Below are 15,844 nucleotides of genomic sequence, written 5' to 3' on the forward strand. Positions count from 1 at the left end.
CTTTGTCGTGAGCAGCCATTCAATGACCTTCATCAAGCTGATTTCTGAATTCCGGCGATAATTCACCAACTTGGTGAGTTTAGATAGACCAATGAGGGAAGTAAATTGATGAACACTATTGTGAAGCTCGTTTTCTGTATTTTTTTGTCTTATAATATTCATGACGTAAGTCTCCTTTGTATCTTGGTTTTGGTCGACTAAAGTATACAACGCAGGAGAGCTTGCGTTTATTTTTTTGCCAAAAAAGCCAATAACCACACGCCTTTGGCGTGATTATTAGCTTTCAAGTTTCAGTTAACTATTAAAAAGTCTAATTCCAAACAAACGAGCAGTATTACCGCCAGCACTGCTAAAGACTAACTTGATGTCTCTGTGGTTATTGATGAGGGTTACAGAAATCGGAATCCTAACCTGATAAAAGCCTTTGGAATCTGTTGGATGATTCTCAGCGACGGTCAGAACCTGATCGAATTTGTGGTCATCATTAAAGCCAACCACAATAGAATGACCCGCATCTTCCACATTGAAAGTAAGCATTAGTGAGAGGTCTGGGTGAGCCTTTGCCAGTGAAAATTGGTAACTGAACCAACCATCTTGGTGAGCAACCCGAAACCGCCGTCCTTTGGCGTTACTTACCTCGGAACGTTCCTGTAGAAGATGCTTGTCAAATTCAAAGTTGTTATTATCAAAATTAGTTAATTCTGCAACCGTCTTTTGCCGATATTCATTGAGTGCTGACAACTGATCTTGGCGATGTTGCGCCTCCTTTGAACCGGCCTGCTGCCACTGGAAATAGACACCGTAGCGGGTATCATGAGTCTGATAATACGGGATGAATGTTAGCTGCTCGCTGATATTAGGCAACTTTAACTCGAACAATGAATACGGGGTCTGAGTTTTCACAATCACTTGATCGCTCAATGACCGCTCCCAAGTTTGCCAATCCATATCGGTTGTTAGGGTTGCCGGTGCAGCCTGATCGTGAGTACTGATTCGCACCAGAACGCCGTTCGGCCGATCGGCATTGACTTGATAGTCTCCCAGTTGGCCTGCCAAGGCGTATGGTCCGTACTTGAAGGCCAAGTAGTGTGGATTGTCCTTGGTATGAACAATTCTAAGACTCATCGGCAGCTCCAAATCAACAACGGTTCCATCACCAACGTTTTTAATTTCCCAAAAATCAGCATTTTGATTAATTTGGCAAGGCGTTCCATCAACGGATAGTTTTGCGGGCTGATCCAGCCAAGCAGGCCTCCGTAATTTCAGATTGATCGTGCCAGCTTGGTCCTTCATTCTTAGCCGAGTCGCCGCCAAATGAACCTTACCGGATTTTCGGTCGACCTGCTCATCAATCTGCAGGTTATTTGAAATCAACCGCAGCTGATTTGAAAAGTACAGGTTCAAATACAACGTGTCCTTTTCCCAAAAGTAAAAGCTATCACCCAACTTAGTGAAGCTTTCAATTCCGGTCCCTGTGCAACACCAGAACTCATCAAATGGCCGGTTGAAGATCTTCGTATACCCAGCGCCCATTGGTTGAAAATAGGTCATCATCCCCGAAGTTGGATTTTGAGACCCCAAGATAGCGTTGGTATAGGTCTGCTCGTAATAATCCAAGTACTTTTTATCACCGGTGACTCTAAAAAGGGCTCGGCTCAGTTTTAACATGTTATAAGTATTGCAGGTTTCACACGTTGTCGCGCCATCCGCCAGCACGACATCATGAAATAATTGTCCAGGTTCGTGAAAGTGCTCACTTTGGCTGTTTCCGCCCGTCACGTAGGTATGATTAGCCACCACGATTTGCCAGAAATTAACGGCCGCCTGAAGGTACATCGCCAGCGAAGCCGTTTCTTCTGCGTTTAAGAACTGGTTGGCTTGCTGAGAATCATGGAGCGATTCATACCGATGTAGGGCACCAATCAGTTTGGGGATGGTCGTGTTGGCATGCTTACCGGGCAAGATATCCTTACCCTCCGCAAGTTGTTTAAACAGTGCCGTTTCATCAAAATACCCGGCCGCAGTCAGCATGCGCTCATCGTGAGTCAGGTCAAATAACTCATACAATGCATCATTCATCCCACCATACTCTGTCTTAAGCATTTGCTTAGGAGCGGTCAACTTGTCCAATCGCTTAGCTACATACAGGCCAAATCGATGGGCAATCGTTAACGCTTTGTCGGACAAATTCGGATCAACATTTTGAAGATTGACGTCGACCGCCAAAAGTCCTGCCAACACCTTATGCAAGTTGTACCAAGGTACCAGCACATTTTCTTTTTGGCTTTCAGGCACTTGCCGTCCTTCGACTTCGTCCAAAGCAACCTCTCGAAACGCTGAAACATACCCGGCACTTCCGGGGTGCTTTTCTGCATAGGCACCTTGATCGGTCTGTAAGCCATTCACGCCAATTCGAATCTTGTCTAGTAATTGCTGCCGAATTGTGGGATCTCTAACAGATTGGACGGCTTGAGACAGGGCCGACAGGTAATGCCCAAAGAAGTGCCCACGAAAATTTAAGCCGTCAGTGCGCTCCCAGCCTTGGTAGCCAGGGGCAGTTGGATGAATACCTGCTACTTGGTCGAAAGTTGCCAAGAAGCGCTGCGGGTCTAACTGTAACAAATACTTTAGCGTTTGTTTTTGGGCGTTTGCAACTTCAGGGTCAGTGAGTGTTATAAATTTCGAACTGATGTTTTGTCGCATCGATAGCATCCTCTTTCTCAAATTCAGACTTTATTCACACCACACTCACTTTGTTTGATCCAATCGATGTGGGCTGATTAAAACTGTGACTGAATATGGTGGCAACGTGAGTTTCTGGCCATTAAACGGCTGACGGTTTGTTGTAATTTGATTATTCGTTCCCAATTTATTTTCAGCATCTGGGTGGCCCGACAATTGATAGACCGAGCCGTTACTGAATTGGTCAGAGTCCACCATAATTGCCCTTGGCTGCTTAGTTACATTGACAACCTTAAAGTAATACTGTTTGGTGTTTCGGTCATAAGTCATATTAGTGTACACTGGTTCGATAACGGTTGACGCAATGACAACATCATTGAACAGCTGACCATCGATAAATGTCTGAACACGACGGTCGTCAACCACTAATTTGCAGTGGTAGGTCCGGCCTTTTGCCATTGACCACGTCGTTTGGGTCCAATCAGAATCTGCCTTCCCGTGGTGAACACGAACCATCGAATCAGTATTGGCCCAACCACCGAGAATCCAGACGAACCATTTATCACTTTCCTGCTGACCAAAACAGAAGTGGGTCCCCTTGGAATCCTGATCAGTCTTGGTCACGTCAAATGTGATCGTGTAGTCCGTCGCATCAGTTGACCCCAACTCAATTTTTTCTTCATGGTCAACGGTTTGTGAGCCAAATTTTTGCTTTTGATGCCCATCATCCAGGACAATGTTTTCAAACTTTGCCCGTGCCTTATCTCCTTGAATAAAGAACTTACCAACAATTGGCTGATCATCGACAACCTTGGCCTTTGGCAAATCTTTGAGCTGATAATAAACATTGTCAGTTCCTTGGTATTTCATAAATAACTGCTGAACAAAATAATTAACGGTGGGGGAAACTTCTTTTTGATCAAAATAAATCAGATCAGTTCCCCAATTTTCATAGTCCACGTTGCAGAACAGTGGAGCATAGCACGCCAAGCCAACCTTATCGGCATTCCGTTCTAGACCAATCATATAGCTGGCCTCAACCACGGCGTTATACCACTGATTTGCTTTTGAAGCGTACTCACCCAAAAATGCCTTCGGGCCGTTTGGATCATACGAATCATATCTGTGTTGGTTTGCCAAGAACCATTCGGGATCCATGTAGTAATGCTCATCCACTAAATCCGAGTGATTATCCTGAGCTGATTTCCAGCCGCGATCAAATTCCTTCCCCGCAGCAAACGGACCAGCCGTATTAATTAATTTGATTTCTGGATATTTAGCCTTAATAGCTTTGTGAAAGTATGGGTAGCGGTCAAAGAAGGCCTGACCAACTTCTTCATTCCCGATTGCCAAGTATTCCAAGTTAAACGGTTTAGGGTGACCGAGGTTTGCACGGATCTTGCCCCACTTGGTAGCCGTCGATCCGTTAGCAAATTCAATCAGATCAAGTGCGTCGTCAATCCACTCACCTAATTGATCAATTGGCGCCTCTCGATCGTGATGTGGATCGTAGCCGCCGGGCAGTACCGGCAGTGGCTTGGCACCAATATCCTCACTTAATTCAAAATACTCAAAGTAACCCAATCCAAGCGTTTGATTATATCCCCAGTTATTTCGGCGAGCTGGGCGTTGCTCAACGGGGCCGATTGAGTTCTTCCAGCGATACATCGAACCACGGTCGTCAGGATCCAGTTGACCGTCGTGAACTAAACAACCGCCAGGAAATCTCAAAAATTTCGGGTGCAATGCCTTCAGCGTTTCCCCGAGATCTTTTCGGACATAATTTGGCCGGTGATTAAACGTGTCATCCGGAAATAACGAAATCATATCAACCAAAAGATGGGTGCCCTGTTCAAACTTTAGGGTTAACCTACCCTCAGTGGTCGTCTGATTTCCATCAAGGTCCGCGGTGTACTTAAGCCATTGATGACTTTCAACCGAAATGACCGTTGGGACGGCCACATCATTTCCCACCTTGTCAGTCAAATGAACATTAACATTTTTGCGCCCATTCAGTGTTTTAACAAAGAAGGAAAAATGATATCTTTTTCCAGCTTCAATATACATTCCCCGGTTAAAACCGAGATTGGTGATGTCGACGTCTTGTTGCGCATTCACTTCTAAATAGTGCCGATTTTTGATGTTCAAAGAATCCTTATCAGTCACTTTCAGGCTGGCCGGATCGCTTAATTTCCAAGCAGTCGTTGGCTGATAGGTTTCATTGTCGATTGGTGCAAATTCAAACGAGCGGTTTTGAACCATTTCAGCATAAAGGCCACCATCGGCTGCGTGATTAATGTCTTCAAAAAAGATGCCAAATAAATCATTAAGTGGTGCCCCTAATTTGGTTCCAGGGACAAGTTGTGGACTATTCAATATGATTACCTCTTTCTAACAAGCTGTGAATGCAACAAAAGAATGAACACGATTGCATATTCATCCTTTTATTGACACAATTATTTAACGGATTTAATTCTAAAGATTAAGAACGCACCAATCAATTCAATCACGAATGAAGCCGGGAAGATTGCTTTATAGCCACCAAGATAGGTCACAATCAATGATGCAACAACAGTTCCTGAAATTTGGGAAAATGTATTGGCCAAGTTAATGAACCCCATATCTTTACCGGAAGTTTCTGCGTTGGGTAAAACTGCTAGGTTCAAAGCCCCATCCACGGCGTTATAAACACCATTACCAATGGCAGCTAAAACGGCGTAAGTTAAGATAGTCCATGGTTTGTTATCAAAAAATGGGAAGAATTGTGCAATCCCGATCAGTAACGTTGATAACGCAACTGGTGCTTTCAGTCGACCGATTTTATCAGCAACTGGTCCCGAAATAGCAGTGAAGACAACCCCAAATACCAGGTTAATCAGTGAAATTTCAGATAGGGTTTTCCCAGCTGACTGCTGACCCAAATGCATGTAGTCAGTTAAGATATAGAGCATGTATGCAGTGGCAATCGTTCCACCCATAACCATCATTAATTTTCCGGCAACGGCATACCAATAATCTCTTGCACCGACCGTTGGCAGTGAGAAATGAAGCCACAACGCTCTCCATGAGAATTTTTCACGAGGTTCATCCAGATTACTGCCTTCATGCGCGAATAAAACGTGCAAAATACCCATTACAAAACCACTACCTGCCATGACGTACATCCCCAATTTGGGATTACCCAAGAATTGAGCGGCGATCATGGTCATCACTTGAATGGCGGTGTACCCAATTCCATACAAAGTGGAAATTGTTCCCCGCCACCTTGGTGCAATTCGGTCTGCTTCTTGGGCAACCATGGCAGCAGCAACGGCGTTTTCAGCTGCAGCAACAAAGCCCCAGATAACAACAATTGCCCAAAGATCATGCAAGTTGGCAGCCACACAGATTAAGCCAGATTCAACAATCGTTCCACCGAGAATCCATGGCTTTCGTTTACCCCAACGAGTTCGGGTAATATCTGATAAACCACCAAATAAAATGTTGGCAATCGCCGCAACAATGGATGATACTGACGCCATAATTGCAATGGCTGCAACTTTACCGCTTGGATCAATTTGGCTGAAGTACTGTGGCAGTAATGTGTTTCTGACATTACCAGCTGGGGCCAGCCATACAAACGGTCCGATCAGCATTGCCAATCCAAACAGTTTTGGGAACTTTGGCTGTTCAGCGTTAGTCACTTTGGCGTTGGTTGGTTCTGGCGCCGGTTCAACTGCCTTTAAATTTTTTTCATCTTTCTTTGACATCTTTAAACCCCCTATGGGAATTAATTTTATTTTACTGAAGCGTTTTCATTTCAAGCCCGAAATAGAATTGTTCATTCCTATTTCAGTGTGACGGTGACCACACTCTTTGACGGCAAAGCTAACTGCAATTGATGATCATTCAAATGAGCACCCTTAAAATCAGCTTCAACCACGTTATCTGGATTTTCAAAGGTATTGTGAGCATCTAGTGTACCAGCCGTTAGAATCTTAGCTGACGTCACTTCTTTCAAGTCGGCCAAACCACTGAACTCAACGGTCTGGTTCTCATGAGCATCGTAGTTACAAATTGAAATCGTTAACTCGCCATTTTTTCGTGAAGCGGTGTAAGTGACATTTTCAGGAACATCACCAACTCCTTCAACTAATTCAGCATTCATGTGCTTTTGATACATATCAAAAACATAATAGGTTGGCGTCTTCAGCATCTGATCACCCTTTGTTAAAATCATGGCTTGTAACACATTGACCATCTGGGCGATGTTTGCCATATAAACGCGATCCGCGTGCTTTTGAAAAATGTTTAAATTAATTGCTGCAACCATTGCATCACGAATCGTGTTCTGTTGGTGAAGGAAGCCAGGATTAGTTCCCTTTTCGACGTTGAACCAAGTGCCCCATTCGTCAACGATTAAATTAACCCGCTTGTCTGGATCATAACGATCCATAATGGTGGCATGCTTGGTGATGAGTTCATCCATATGCTTAGCACGGGTCATGGTTGAATCCCATTCTGATTCTGGGAAGCCGGTGGCATCACCTTTGCTTTGACCCCATGTCCCTTTTGGCAAGGTATAGTAATGAAGACTAATGCCATCCAAGTATTGGCCGGCGTACTTCATCACTGTGTCTGTCCAGTTGTAGTCATCTTCATTCGGACCGCAGGCTACTTTATAGATTGGGTGATCCTTATCATATTGTGGTAGGAACGTCTGGTATTGACGATAAACGTCTGAATAATATTCAGGTCGCATATTGCCGCCGCCACCCCATGATTCGTTACCAATTCCGAAGAATTTAACTTTCCAAGGATTTTCACGGCCATTTTGCCGACGAAGATTTGCCATCGGCGATTCACCTGGCATGGTCATATATTCAACCCACTCCGCCATTTCCTGAACCGTTCCGCTGCCAATGTTGGCGTTAATGTAAGCATCTGCGCCAAGTTGTTTGAGCAATTCAAAGTACTCATGCGTGCCAAAGTGATTATTCTCAGTGACATCGCCCCAGTTGGTGTTGACGATCTTTTTCCGGTTATCTTTTGGCCCAATCCCGTCCATCCAGTGATAGGTGTCGGCGAACAAACCACCTGGCCATCTTAATACTGGCACGTGGATTTTCTTGAGGGCATCCACGACATCCGTGTGCATGCCGTTGACATTTGGAATGTCGGAATCTTTGCCTACGTAAAGGCTGCCATAGATTCCATTTCCTAAGTGCTCAGAAAATTGACCATAAATATATTTACTGATTTGTGGGCCATTTTTCTGAGGCAGAAGTTCAATTGTCATTTTCTTCAACCTTTCATGATTTACTGTTTCTTGTTAACATAAATATTAACGTTAAAATAATGAAGATTGTTAATGTTTACCGGTAAATGTTTTAACGCTTTTAATATAGCGCTTACAAATCCCAAAGTAAACAAGTTTTTACTAAAACATTGAATATTTTTATCTGTTTAGTATAATAGTTAATAACGAGTGGATGTCGGGCTTAATTCTGCTTAGAATGGTAATATAAATATTAATAAGAATTAGAGGTAATAATATGGATCTTGATATCTCAAATAAATCGCTTCCCATTTTTGCTGCACTGGACAGTCAGGTTAGAATCAAAATTATTCGTTTGCTGTCCGAAAAAAAGATGAACGTCTCACAAATTTCAAAAGCGATTCGTCTGAGCAGTCCAATTACCATCATGCATCTGAATAAGCTGGAAGAAGCACACATTATCAAGACGCAAAAAAAAGGCAACCAGCGAATCTGCAGCCTCCAAATTGATACCATCAATATTAGCTTTCCGCAGCAACTCTATATCCCTTATGAAAATTGGAACATCGAACTGCCAATCGGCCAATTCACAAATTTTGATGTCCAACCTTCTTGTGGCCTTGCCTGTCAAAAAGGCTTCATCGGTAAAGTCGATAATCCAAGTTACTTCATGGACCCAAAACGTTATGAGGCCGGCATGCTCTGGTTTGCAAAGGGGTACGTTGAATACCAGGTCCCCAATTATTTGAAGCCGGATCAGGAATTGGAAATGATCGAGTTATCGATGGAGTTAAGCTCTGAATTCCCATTTTCAAACAATCGCTGGCCGTCTGACATCACCATTAGTCTGGACGGCAAGGAGATTGGCACCTGGACCAGTCCTGGTGATTTCTCTGATATTCGCGGCAGGTACACCCCAGATTGGGTATACAACGACATGAACCAGTATGGAATGCTCAAATCTCTGCGAGTGTCCAAACACGGCTCGTTTATCGATGGTCAGCATTTTGCAGATACCACCATTAATGAATTAGATACCAGCAAGAATTCTTGGACACTGCGGATTGGCGTTAAAGATGATGCTAAACATGCCGGTGGTTGTACCATCTTTGGCAATCAATTCGGCAATCACGATCAGGGGATTAAAGGGCGCTTTTACTTTAGTGAGAATTGATCGGTAATCCACATGGCAAGCTAACGGTTGTTTGATAATTGATACGCAAAACGCTGTGACGGCGATAATCGCTATCACAGCGTTTATTTGGTTGACCCTTCTACTTTGAGGACGGCGACTGACCCCAGTTCCCTCCGCTTAAAAAAGTTACGGCTTGCAATGCGCAAAAACCGCGCATTACAAGCCGTAACTTCCTTAATGCTCAGGAACTCCCGGGGTCAGTCGCCCACTACATTCATAAACGACTTATCCGGAATCCGGATTAAACTAAATCGATCAGCCTGACGCCCGGCGTGAAGGCCAATGCCGTTGAAGAAGTTCTTCTTATACGTTGTTGTCACCGTTGCCACCCAAGCGTGCTGGTACCGCGTGTCCAGATGATCCAAGTATTCCTTGTTCCACTTGTAGGTTTCGGCTTGGACATTCAAGTTGCTCTTACCATATACCACCGTAGCATTCGTGCTATCCACCAGGTATTTGCCGCCATTGACATAATACGTATAGTTCTGAATTGGCTTTCGCCCATTACCGTTTCTGACGGTCACGTAATCCGACTGATCAGCACGATAACGGATGATCAGCGGCTTATAGGCGTAACTGGTCGTTGTCCGGTTTGTGTCCAGTTTTTTGACATCTTGGAAAAAGGTCGTGTATGACATCCCCCATAAAAACAAAAGGAATATCGCCACCTCACCACATGAAATCCAAAAATTACGCCACGTAAAAGACTTCTTTTCAGTCACGATCAAGCGCAGCCGACGCGCCCGCATATCGTGAATAATATAAGCAAAGTAACAGATGAGAAGCAGCCAAAGTGCCATCCCAACCAAATTCCAGGCGGATTTCATAATCATTCCCCTTTTTCTTCTTAATTAATTTAAGTTTACACTAGTTTATTGACCAGTGCGAGTCTGAGCAAAGATAAGTTAAACCAATGCCCGCACTGCGCAACCAGCAGTGATTTGTCACAGTGTCAGCTCTAAATCGTGTTATATTTGATGTGTAGGAAATTACGTCAACATTAATCAATGAGGTGACTAATTATGTGCACCAGCTTAACCTTAGAAACACTGAACCAACACGTCCTTTTAGCCCGCACCATGGACTTCCCCGTCAAAGCTGCTTGGAAACCGGTCTTGATTAACCAGCCAACTTATGTAACCGCTTTATCAGGAACTCGTCCAATCAAATATCCTTACATCGGTGGCGGCCGCACCGAAGAAAATGACAACATTCTGGTTGCAGATGGTGTCAACACCATGGGCCTCAGCTGTGCCGAGTTAATGTTTCCCCTGAAGGCGCATTACCTGGATAATGAGGTTGATGACAAGCTCAATTTGACACCCCAGGATTTCTTACCCTGGGTGCTGGGCGAACATGCTTCGCTCGCCGAGGTCAAAGCCGACCTCGATAACATCGCTCTGATTGGCAAATACTGGATGGCTGGCCAGGAAGTCTTCTCGTTTCACTGGATTTTGACTGACAAGTCCGGCCAAACGCTCATCTTGGAACCCACAATCAACGGCCTTGAAGTTATTGACGACTCAATTGGCGTTATGACCAACTCGCCCACCTATCCAGAACACATGGCCCGGCTGGAAAAGAAGCTTGGCTTTGCTAACCAGCAAGCCTTGGCGGACAAAGCGCAACAAATCATCATGAGCCAAAACTTGCCGAGGGCAACTAACACGCCAACAACCAGATTTTTAGTGGCCGCGGTTAACAAGCTTGGAGGACAACCCAGCCGAACCCAATTTGAGGCTAGAAATCGTCTGTTCAACGTTTTAGATGAAGTCGCCATTCCTTACAAGCCATCAATGGACGACCACCCAAACTTCAACTATACCCACTATATTTCAGTCCTGGATTCAACTGACCAGACCTATTACTTTAGATACCACGATTCCAAACAGCTATTGTCATTCTCATTAGTCGACCTGGTGGAACGGTATCCTAATACCAGCCGGTTTCTAGCTTAAGTAGTCCGCGATTTTTCGTTGGACCCCCTGCTCGTTGTTGGAGTATGCCATGACCTGCTCAACTTTTTGTTGTAAATCAGCCGCCGAATTTTTCATGGCGTAACCAATCCCAGCAGCGTTAATCATCTCAAAATCATTCCCATTATCGCCAAATGCAGCGACATCGTTAAGGGTCAAATTCCAGCTCTGCAAAAGCATTTCAATTCCGCTCAATTTGTCTGTACCGTCAACCATGACGTCCAGACCATTCATACCAGAAGAAATAGCGTTCAATCGGCCGCTGAATTTGTGATTAAATTCATCCTGACGCTTGATCACACCGCCTTCTTCCCAAGTGATATCGAGCTTATAAATTGAATCAAAAACCAACCGTAAGTCCGACATCGACTGCATGTTTTCATAAAAATATTTGGAGGCTTGGAAGCGATTGGAATTCTCCTGTAGATTGCAGTACGTGCCATTTCGACCGACCAGAATCACTTCAGCACCAGCAAAACTGGGTTCACTTAAAATCCAATCCAGCGCTTTTTTCAGGACCAAATGATCAATCATTTCTTCGTGAATAATCACACCACGTTCATCGATTACTAAAGCACCGTTGTTACAAACGTATGAGATCGGCCCGTGAACATTCTTGAACAAGCCCAACAAATGCTGATATTGATTACTGCTGGCGGAGATAAAGTGCATCCCCTTATCATCCATCTGATTCAACTGCTGCTGAAACTGCTCCTCGTCAAAAGTTCCCTGATCATTCAAAAAAGTTCCGTCCATGTCGCTTGCAATCACTTTTACCACAATGACTCCTCCATTCAAATTTCGATAATTGGTTATACTCTCATTTTAAGGGATTAGTTTGGTTTGTAAATTGATTTTATATCTTGTATACTGAATTTGATCATACAACTATCTGGGGTGCCTTATTGGCTGAGAAAAACCCATCGAACCTGATCTGGACAATTCCAGCGAAGGGAGCATGCTCCGTTGTATTTAGATGGATTAATTGCAATTAGATGAATTCCTGAGGCCAGGGCAAAACGACCAGTTTTGTGCCTGGCCTCTTTGTGTGCTCAGCAATCAGGACTTCAGTGACTTATTTGATCAAAATCATATTTGGAGGTCTTGTTATGGATAACAAGAGTCAAGCAAGCGGCGTCAAAAAGCAAAGCCAATGGACGCTTAGAAACATTATTTTGATTGCTTTAATTGCTATTTTTACTGGTATTATTTTTTGGGGTGCCGGCTTTCTCTACACCGCACTGACCGTTGCTCTAACCCCATTTGGAATGGCACCATTTGCTAACGACCTGCTAATGGGCCTTTGGTGCATGGCTGGTCCGCTGACTGGATTCATTATTCGCACCTTTGGTTCAGCGTTTTTGGGTGAATTTCTCGGTGCTTCAGTTGAAGTCTTCCTTGGCGGCCAATGGGGTGCGGGTGCCTTTATTTCCGGCTTGGTTCAAGGAATTGCTTCTGAACTCGGCTTTACTTTGACAGGGTACAAACGTTACGACTGGTTTGGCCTGAACGCTTCAATCTTCACAACCGTGGTCATCACCTTTGCTTGGGACATGATTCGAAATGGTTGTGATAAATTTAGCCTGCCACTGCTCTTGGGACTCTTTGTCACCCGGTATATTTCAACCTTTATCTTTGCGGGCGTCTTGACCAAGATGATTGTTAAATTATTGGATCGTAGTAAAGCAATTAACTTGTAATTATAGGGGATTTGATCATGACGGATGTTTCGATTAACCATTTCACTTTTCACTATCCACAAAGCAACGTGAAAGTTTTAAACGATCTTAATCTCACCTTCAAAAGCGGGCACTTCTCACTGCTTTCCGGACCATCCGGCAGTGGCAAGTCGACGTTATTGTACTTTATTGCTGGCCTGTATCCGCATTTCATCGGAATTGACGCAGTTGGTGAAATCAAATTTGGCGACACTAATATCAAGGACATCCCGAGAGAAAAGGTCAGCCGCTCGGTTGCGATGATGTTCCAAAACCCCAACCAGCAGTTTGCAATGGACACCGTCGTCCACGAGATGACGTTTGTCTTGGAGAATTTGCGGGTTGCCCCAGATAAAATGGACGGGATCATTACTCAAGCGCTGGATTTCTGCGGCATCAAGCAGTTGCGTTCGCGGGTGATTAACACCTTGTCCGGTGGCGAAAAGCAGCGGGTGGCTTTGGCCTGCATCGTGGCGATGGATCCCCAGGTGATCGTGTTGGATGAACCCTTCGCCAGTATTGATCCGGGATCACGGGAAGATTTGATTAACAAATTAAAGTTACTTCAAACGGAACACGGCAAGACGATTATTCTCGCCGACCATGATTTGACCAGTTATCGTGGATTAGTTGATGAATTCTACTATTTGGATCCGGATACCCATCAAATCAGTCTGTTGGATGAGAGGCAAGCTGAACATTTCTTCAAAAATTTTGAATCTACCCAACAAATGCACAAGCAGGTGGCCATTCCAAGCGGCGATGATCACGCCATTATCAAACTCAACCAGTTTAAACTGGCCCCCCATACTTCCCTGCTACTGACCTTAAATCACTTTGATTTTTACAAACAAAAGACGACTTTGATCACCGGCGCTAACGGCATTGGCAAGTCAACCCTGTTCAACGCACTGACCAAATTGCTGCCATACAAGGGCACGATTGTCTTTAACGGTAAGGATATCCAGAAAATCCGGCCATTGCCCTATGCAAAGAACGTGACGTTACTGTTCCAAGATGCTGAGAATCAATTCTTGAACATCACTGTCAAAGAAGAACTCGATTTGTCACTGGCGAACCGGACCAATACCGATTACACCCAGGCAGATGTTGACGAGATGCTCAGCAAACTTGATATGGCGGGCAAAGACGAGCGGATCGTGTACTCGTTAAGTGAGGGGCAGAAGAAGAAGCTTCAAATCATTGAAATGTTGATTATGAATCCACCGGTCTTATTAATGGACGAACCGTTCAAGGGCTTGGATTACCATTCGCTGGAAGTCGTGGTTGGCTTCTTGAATCGGGCTAAAACCGATTTTCACCAAACCCAGATCATTATTTCCCATCAATTGTCCGGATTAGATACCCTCATCGATTATCATGCAACATTTGAAGATCAAAATCTGACTTACCAGGAGGTTATCAAATGAATCCTGGAATGAAATTATTGTTGGTAATGTTGGTTGCCTTGGAGATTTCGTTCACCCAAAGCCTGATTGTCAACATTATCCTAATTGCTGTCAGCCTTTTATATATCCTGACGCAACACATCAGCATGAAAGCCCTATTTGGCATCATCTTTTGGCCGCTGTTCCCCGCTGTTGGACTGTTCGTTTCTCAATGGCTGTATGGAAGTGCTGGCATCCACTTTGCCTGGATTCTGTTTACGCGGATCTACGCTTATGTATTTCTTGGGGCAACCTTCACGTTGACCAGTAGTATTACTGATTTATCGTTAACTTTGGAACAGGACTTTCACCTGCCTTCCAAATTTGCCTACGGTGTTTTGGCAGCCTTTAACTTGATGCCAAAAATCGCGGAGGAAGTTCGTATTATCAAGACATCAGCTTTGATGCGTGGTGATGCGCTGCATTTCTGGTCGCCAAAGCTATACTTCAAATCAATTCTGTCATCAATTCAATGGTCGCACAACCTGGCAGAGGCCATGACTTCCCATGGGTTTGTCGAGGATTATGAGCGAACCCACTACAAGGTCATTCGAATCACGGCTCTTGACTGGACGTTGTTTATTGTCTTACTGGCAGTCGTCCAAGTCTTGTTATTCTTTATCAGATACTAAACGCCAATATTCCAACATTTCCTTTTTTGACCTATAATTATGTTAGAGAAAGATATATTGGAAGAAGGCGTTTTTTATGCGGGCAAATCAGTTTGCATTTGCATTTGGAATTTTTGCGTTGGTCGTTGGCATCATTGTCGATATTTATGGATTGGTCACTCAATTTGGCTCGCTGGATAGCGCCCAAGTTGTATTGATTGGGTCGATTATTCTGGCAATCGGCTTGGCATTCTTATCCCTACCGAATCGTTGGGAACGGTATGCTGGCCAACTGGTGGTCGGTCTCGGGTTACTGTACTATTTTTACATCCAGACCAACAAATGGTGGGTGGCAGTCATTATTGCCCTCATCGCCATGGCATTAATGGAATATGGACTTAAACACCGTTAAAATGTATCAAACTTTCAATTATTGGTATAATGGATTTATAAGACAAGTTGGATCACGAATTTTGATGGAGGAGAATGACGATGGCAGAAAAATTTAGTACCTTAGCGGAAGAAATTATTAATTATCAAAAGAAGAACGATATGCCCGACACAGCGTTAGCATTTAACCTGCACATATCAGTTGAACGCCTCCACAATATCAAATCAATGGAATCGGACCCCACACCGGATGAAAAGAGAACGATAGAGCAGTTTGTACGGTAGAGCGCGACGAGACCCGGGTGGCCCCAGAACATAAGACAGAAAATTCAGTAGCGAACGGGTCTTGTTCGCTACTGAATTTTTTGGGTTCTTCGTCAACTGTTGTTGGTGAACAAAATATTGGAGTTCTAATCACTTGGTGATTAGAGCTCTTTTTGTATGAACTCGAAAAGCAAACAGTACTCTGAGCCGGAATCTGAAGAAGTTTCGGTAACCAAATCCAGTTCGTTTAATGTCTTTAATCTTATTATTGGAACCCTCTAAAGGCCCGTTGGTGTAGTGGTG

Annotated in this window: 14 protein-coding genes, 1 pseudogene and 1 riboswitch; of the genes and pseudogenes, 7 read left to right on the forward strand and 8 right to left on the reverse strand. The window is 44.1% G+C overall.

Features of this window, described 5'->3' with window-relative positions; translation table 11 throughout:
- The 5 genes and pseudogenes from LPKJCM_RS14020 to LPKJCM_RS01415 all read right to left on the reverse strand — a co-directional run.
- Positions 1 to 162, reverse strand: a pseudogene (locus LPKJCM_RS14020) (IS4 family transposase); the annotation flags it as partial.
- 132 nt (positions 163 to 294) lie between these two features.
- Complete coding sequence (locus tag LPKJCM_RS01400) at positions 295 to 2,703, reverse strand: beta-L-arabinofuranosidase domain-containing protein (protein ID WP_057962333.1); 2,409 nt, start codon at positions 2,701 to 2,703, stop codon at positions 295 to 297.
- Positions 2,704 to 2,748: 45 nt separating this feature from the next.
- Entirely contained in the window at positions 2,749 to 5,058 is a 2,310-nt protein-coding gene (locus LPKJCM_RS01405; protein WP_057962332.1) for an alpha-L-arabinofuranosidase family protein, read from the reverse strand.
- Between the two features lie 80 nt (positions 5,059 to 5,138).
- The gene (locus tag LPKJCM_RS01410; RefSeq protein ID WP_057962331.1) at positions 5,139 to 6,431 is read right to left on the reverse strand and encodes an MFS transporter; all 1,293 of its coding nucleotides are present in this window, start codon (positions 6,429 to 6,431) and stop codon (positions 5,139 to 5,141) included.
- Positions 6,432 to 6,508: 77 nt separating this feature from the next.
- Positions 6,509 to 7,960, reverse strand: a complete 1,452-nt coding sequence (locus LPKJCM_RS01415) for an alpha-N-arabinofuranosidase (protein WP_057962330.1) — start codon at positions 7,958 to 7,960, stop codon at positions 6,509 to 6,511.
- A 256-nt stretch (positions 7,961 to 8,216) separates the two neighbouring features.
- Here LPKJCM_RS01415 and LPKJCM_RS01420 point away from each other — a divergent pair, with 256 nt between their 5' ends.
- Positions 8,217 to 9,113: an ArsR/SmtB family transcription factor gene (locus LPKJCM_RS01420; RefSeq protein ID WP_057962329.1), complete on the forward strand. Its 897-nt coding sequence runs from the start codon at positions 8,217 to 8,219 to the stop codon at positions 9,111 to 9,113.
- A 218-nt stretch (positions 9,114 to 9,331) separates the two neighbouring features.
- Here the strand turns inward: LPKJCM_RS01420 and LPKJCM_RS01425 are convergent, their stop codons facing one another.
- Entirely contained in the window at positions 9,332 to 9,961 is a 630-nt protein-coding gene (locus LPKJCM_RS01425) for an LVIS_2131 family protein (RefSeq protein ID WP_057962328.1), read from the reverse strand.
- A gap of 195 nt (positions 9,962 to 10,156) precedes the next feature.
- Here LPKJCM_RS01425 and LPKJCM_RS01430 point away from each other — a divergent pair, with 195 nt between their 5' ends.
- Complete coding sequence (locus LPKJCM_RS01430) at positions 10,157 to 11,092, forward strand: linear amide C-N hydrolase (RefSeq protein WP_057962327.1); 936 nt, start codon at positions 10,157 to 10,159, stop codon at positions 11,090 to 11,092.
- Here LPKJCM_RS01430 and LPKJCM_RS01435 read toward each other — a convergent pair.
- A complete protein-coding gene (locus LPKJCM_RS01435; RefSeq protein WP_057962326.1) occupies positions 11,084 to 11,890 on the reverse strand; it encodes an HAD-IIB family hydrolase in 807 nt (268 codons plus the stop codon). The two genes, LPKJCM_RS01430 and LPKJCM_RS01435, sit on opposite strands and share 9 nt — an antisense overlap.
- A gap of 103 nt (positions 11,891 to 11,993) precedes the next feature.
- Positions 11,994 to 12,083: riboswitch (TPP riboswitch) on the forward strand.
- A 136-nt stretch (positions 12,084 to 12,219) separates the two neighbouring features.
- Here LPKJCM_RS01435 and LPKJCM_RS01440 point away from each other — a divergent pair.
- The 5 genes from LPKJCM_RS01440 to LPKJCM_RS01460 all read left to right on the forward strand — a co-directional run bounded on the left by LPKJCM_RS01440 (position 12,220) and on the right by LPKJCM_RS01460 (position 15,562).
- Positions 12,220 to 12,810 carry an ECF transporter S component gene (locus tag LPKJCM_RS01440; RefSeq protein ID WP_057962325.1) on the forward strand — a complete coding sequence of 197 codons (591 nt, stop codon included), beginning with the start codon at positions 12,220 to 12,222 and terminating at the stop codon, positions 12,808 to 12,810.
- 17 nt (positions 12,811 to 12,827) lie between these two features.
- Positions 12,828 to 14,258, forward strand: coding sequence for an ABC transporter ATP-binding protein (locus LPKJCM_RS01445; RefSeq protein ID WP_057962324.1), 1,431 nt, complete (start codon positions 12,828 to 12,830; stop codon positions 14,256 to 14,258).
- Entirely contained in the window at positions 14,255 to 14,908 is a 654-nt protein-coding gene (locus tag LPKJCM_RS01450; RefSeq protein WP_057962323.1) for an energy-coupling factor transporter transmembrane component T family protein, read from the forward strand. Before LPKJCM_RS01445 ends, LPKJCM_RS01450 begins: the two co-directional genes overlap by 4 nt.
- Positions 14,909 to 14,984: 76 nt before the next feature.
- Positions 14,985 to 15,299, forward strand: a complete 315-nt coding sequence (locus tag LPKJCM_RS01455; protein WP_057962322.1) for a hypothetical protein — start codon at positions 14,985 to 14,987, stop codon at positions 15,297 to 15,299.
- An 80-nt stretch (positions 15,300 to 15,379) separates the two neighbouring features.
- Positions 15,380 to 15,562, forward strand: coding sequence for an LBP_cg2779 family protein (locus LPKJCM_RS01460; protein ID WP_013728740.1), 183 nt, complete (start codon positions 15,380 to 15,382; stop codon positions 15,560 to 15,562).
- 129 nt (positions 15,563 to 15,691) lie between these two features.
- On the opposite strand, the gene LPKJCM_RS01465 is transcribed toward LPKJCM_RS01460, so the two are convergent.
- Positions 15,692 to 15,844 (reverse strand): transposase (locus LPKJCM_RS01465; RefSeq protein WP_165758556.1); only part of this gene is annotated, 153 nt, incomplete at its 5' end.

This window comes from Lentilactobacillus parakefiri (assembly GCF_002157585.1).
GTDB classification, from domain to species: domain Bacteria; phylum Bacillota; class Bacilli; order Lactobacillales; family Lactobacillaceae; genus Lentilactobacillus; species Lentilactobacillus parakefiri.

Bases quoted from the DNA above. Each gene is read 5' to 3' on its own strand.
- LPKJCM_RS01425 (WP_057962328.1), bottom strand. From the start codon at position 9,961: ATGAAATCCGCCTGGAATTTGGTTGGGATGGCACTTTGGCTGCTTCTC.
- LPKJCM_RS01420 (WP_057962329.1), top strand. From the start codon at position 8,217: ATGGATCTTGATATCTCAAATAAATCGCTTCCCATTTTTGCTGCACTG.
- LPKJCM_RS01460 (WP_013728740.1), top strand. From the start codon at position 15,380: ATGGCAGAAAAATTTAGTACCTTAGCGGAAGAAATTATTAATTATCAA.
- LPKJCM_RS01440 (WP_057962325.1), top strand. From the start codon at position 12,220: ATGGATAACAAGAGTCAAGCAAGCGGCGTCAAAAAGCAAAGCCAATGG.
- LPKJCM_RS01455 (WP_057962322.1), top strand. From the start codon at position 14,985: ATGCGGGCAAATCAGTTTGCATTTGCATTTGGAATTTTTGCGTTGGTC.
- LPKJCM_RS01450 (WP_057962323.1), top strand. From the start codon at position 14,255: ATGAATCCTGGAATGAAATTATTGTTGGTAATGTTGGTTGCCTTGGAG.
- LPKJCM_RS01410 (WP_057962331.1), bottom strand. From the start codon at position 6,431: ATGTCAAAGAAAGATGAAAAAAATTTAAAGGCAGTTGAACCGGCGCCA.
- LPKJCM_RS01430 (WP_057962327.1), top strand. From the start codon at position 10,157: ATGTGCACCAGCTTAACCTTAGAAACACTGAACCAACACGTCCTTTTA.
- LPKJCM_RS01400 (WP_057962333.1), bottom strand. From the start codon at position 2,703: ATGCGACAAAACATCAGTTCGAAATTTATAACACTCACTGACCCTGAA.
- LPKJCM_RS01415 (WP_057962330.1), bottom strand. From the start codon at position 7,960: ATGACAATTGAACTTCTGCCTCAGAAAAATGGCCCACAAATCAGTAAA.
- LPKJCM_RS01445 (WP_057962324.1), top strand. From the start codon at position 12,828: ATGACGGATGTTTCGATTAACCATTTCACTTTTCACTATCCACAAAGC.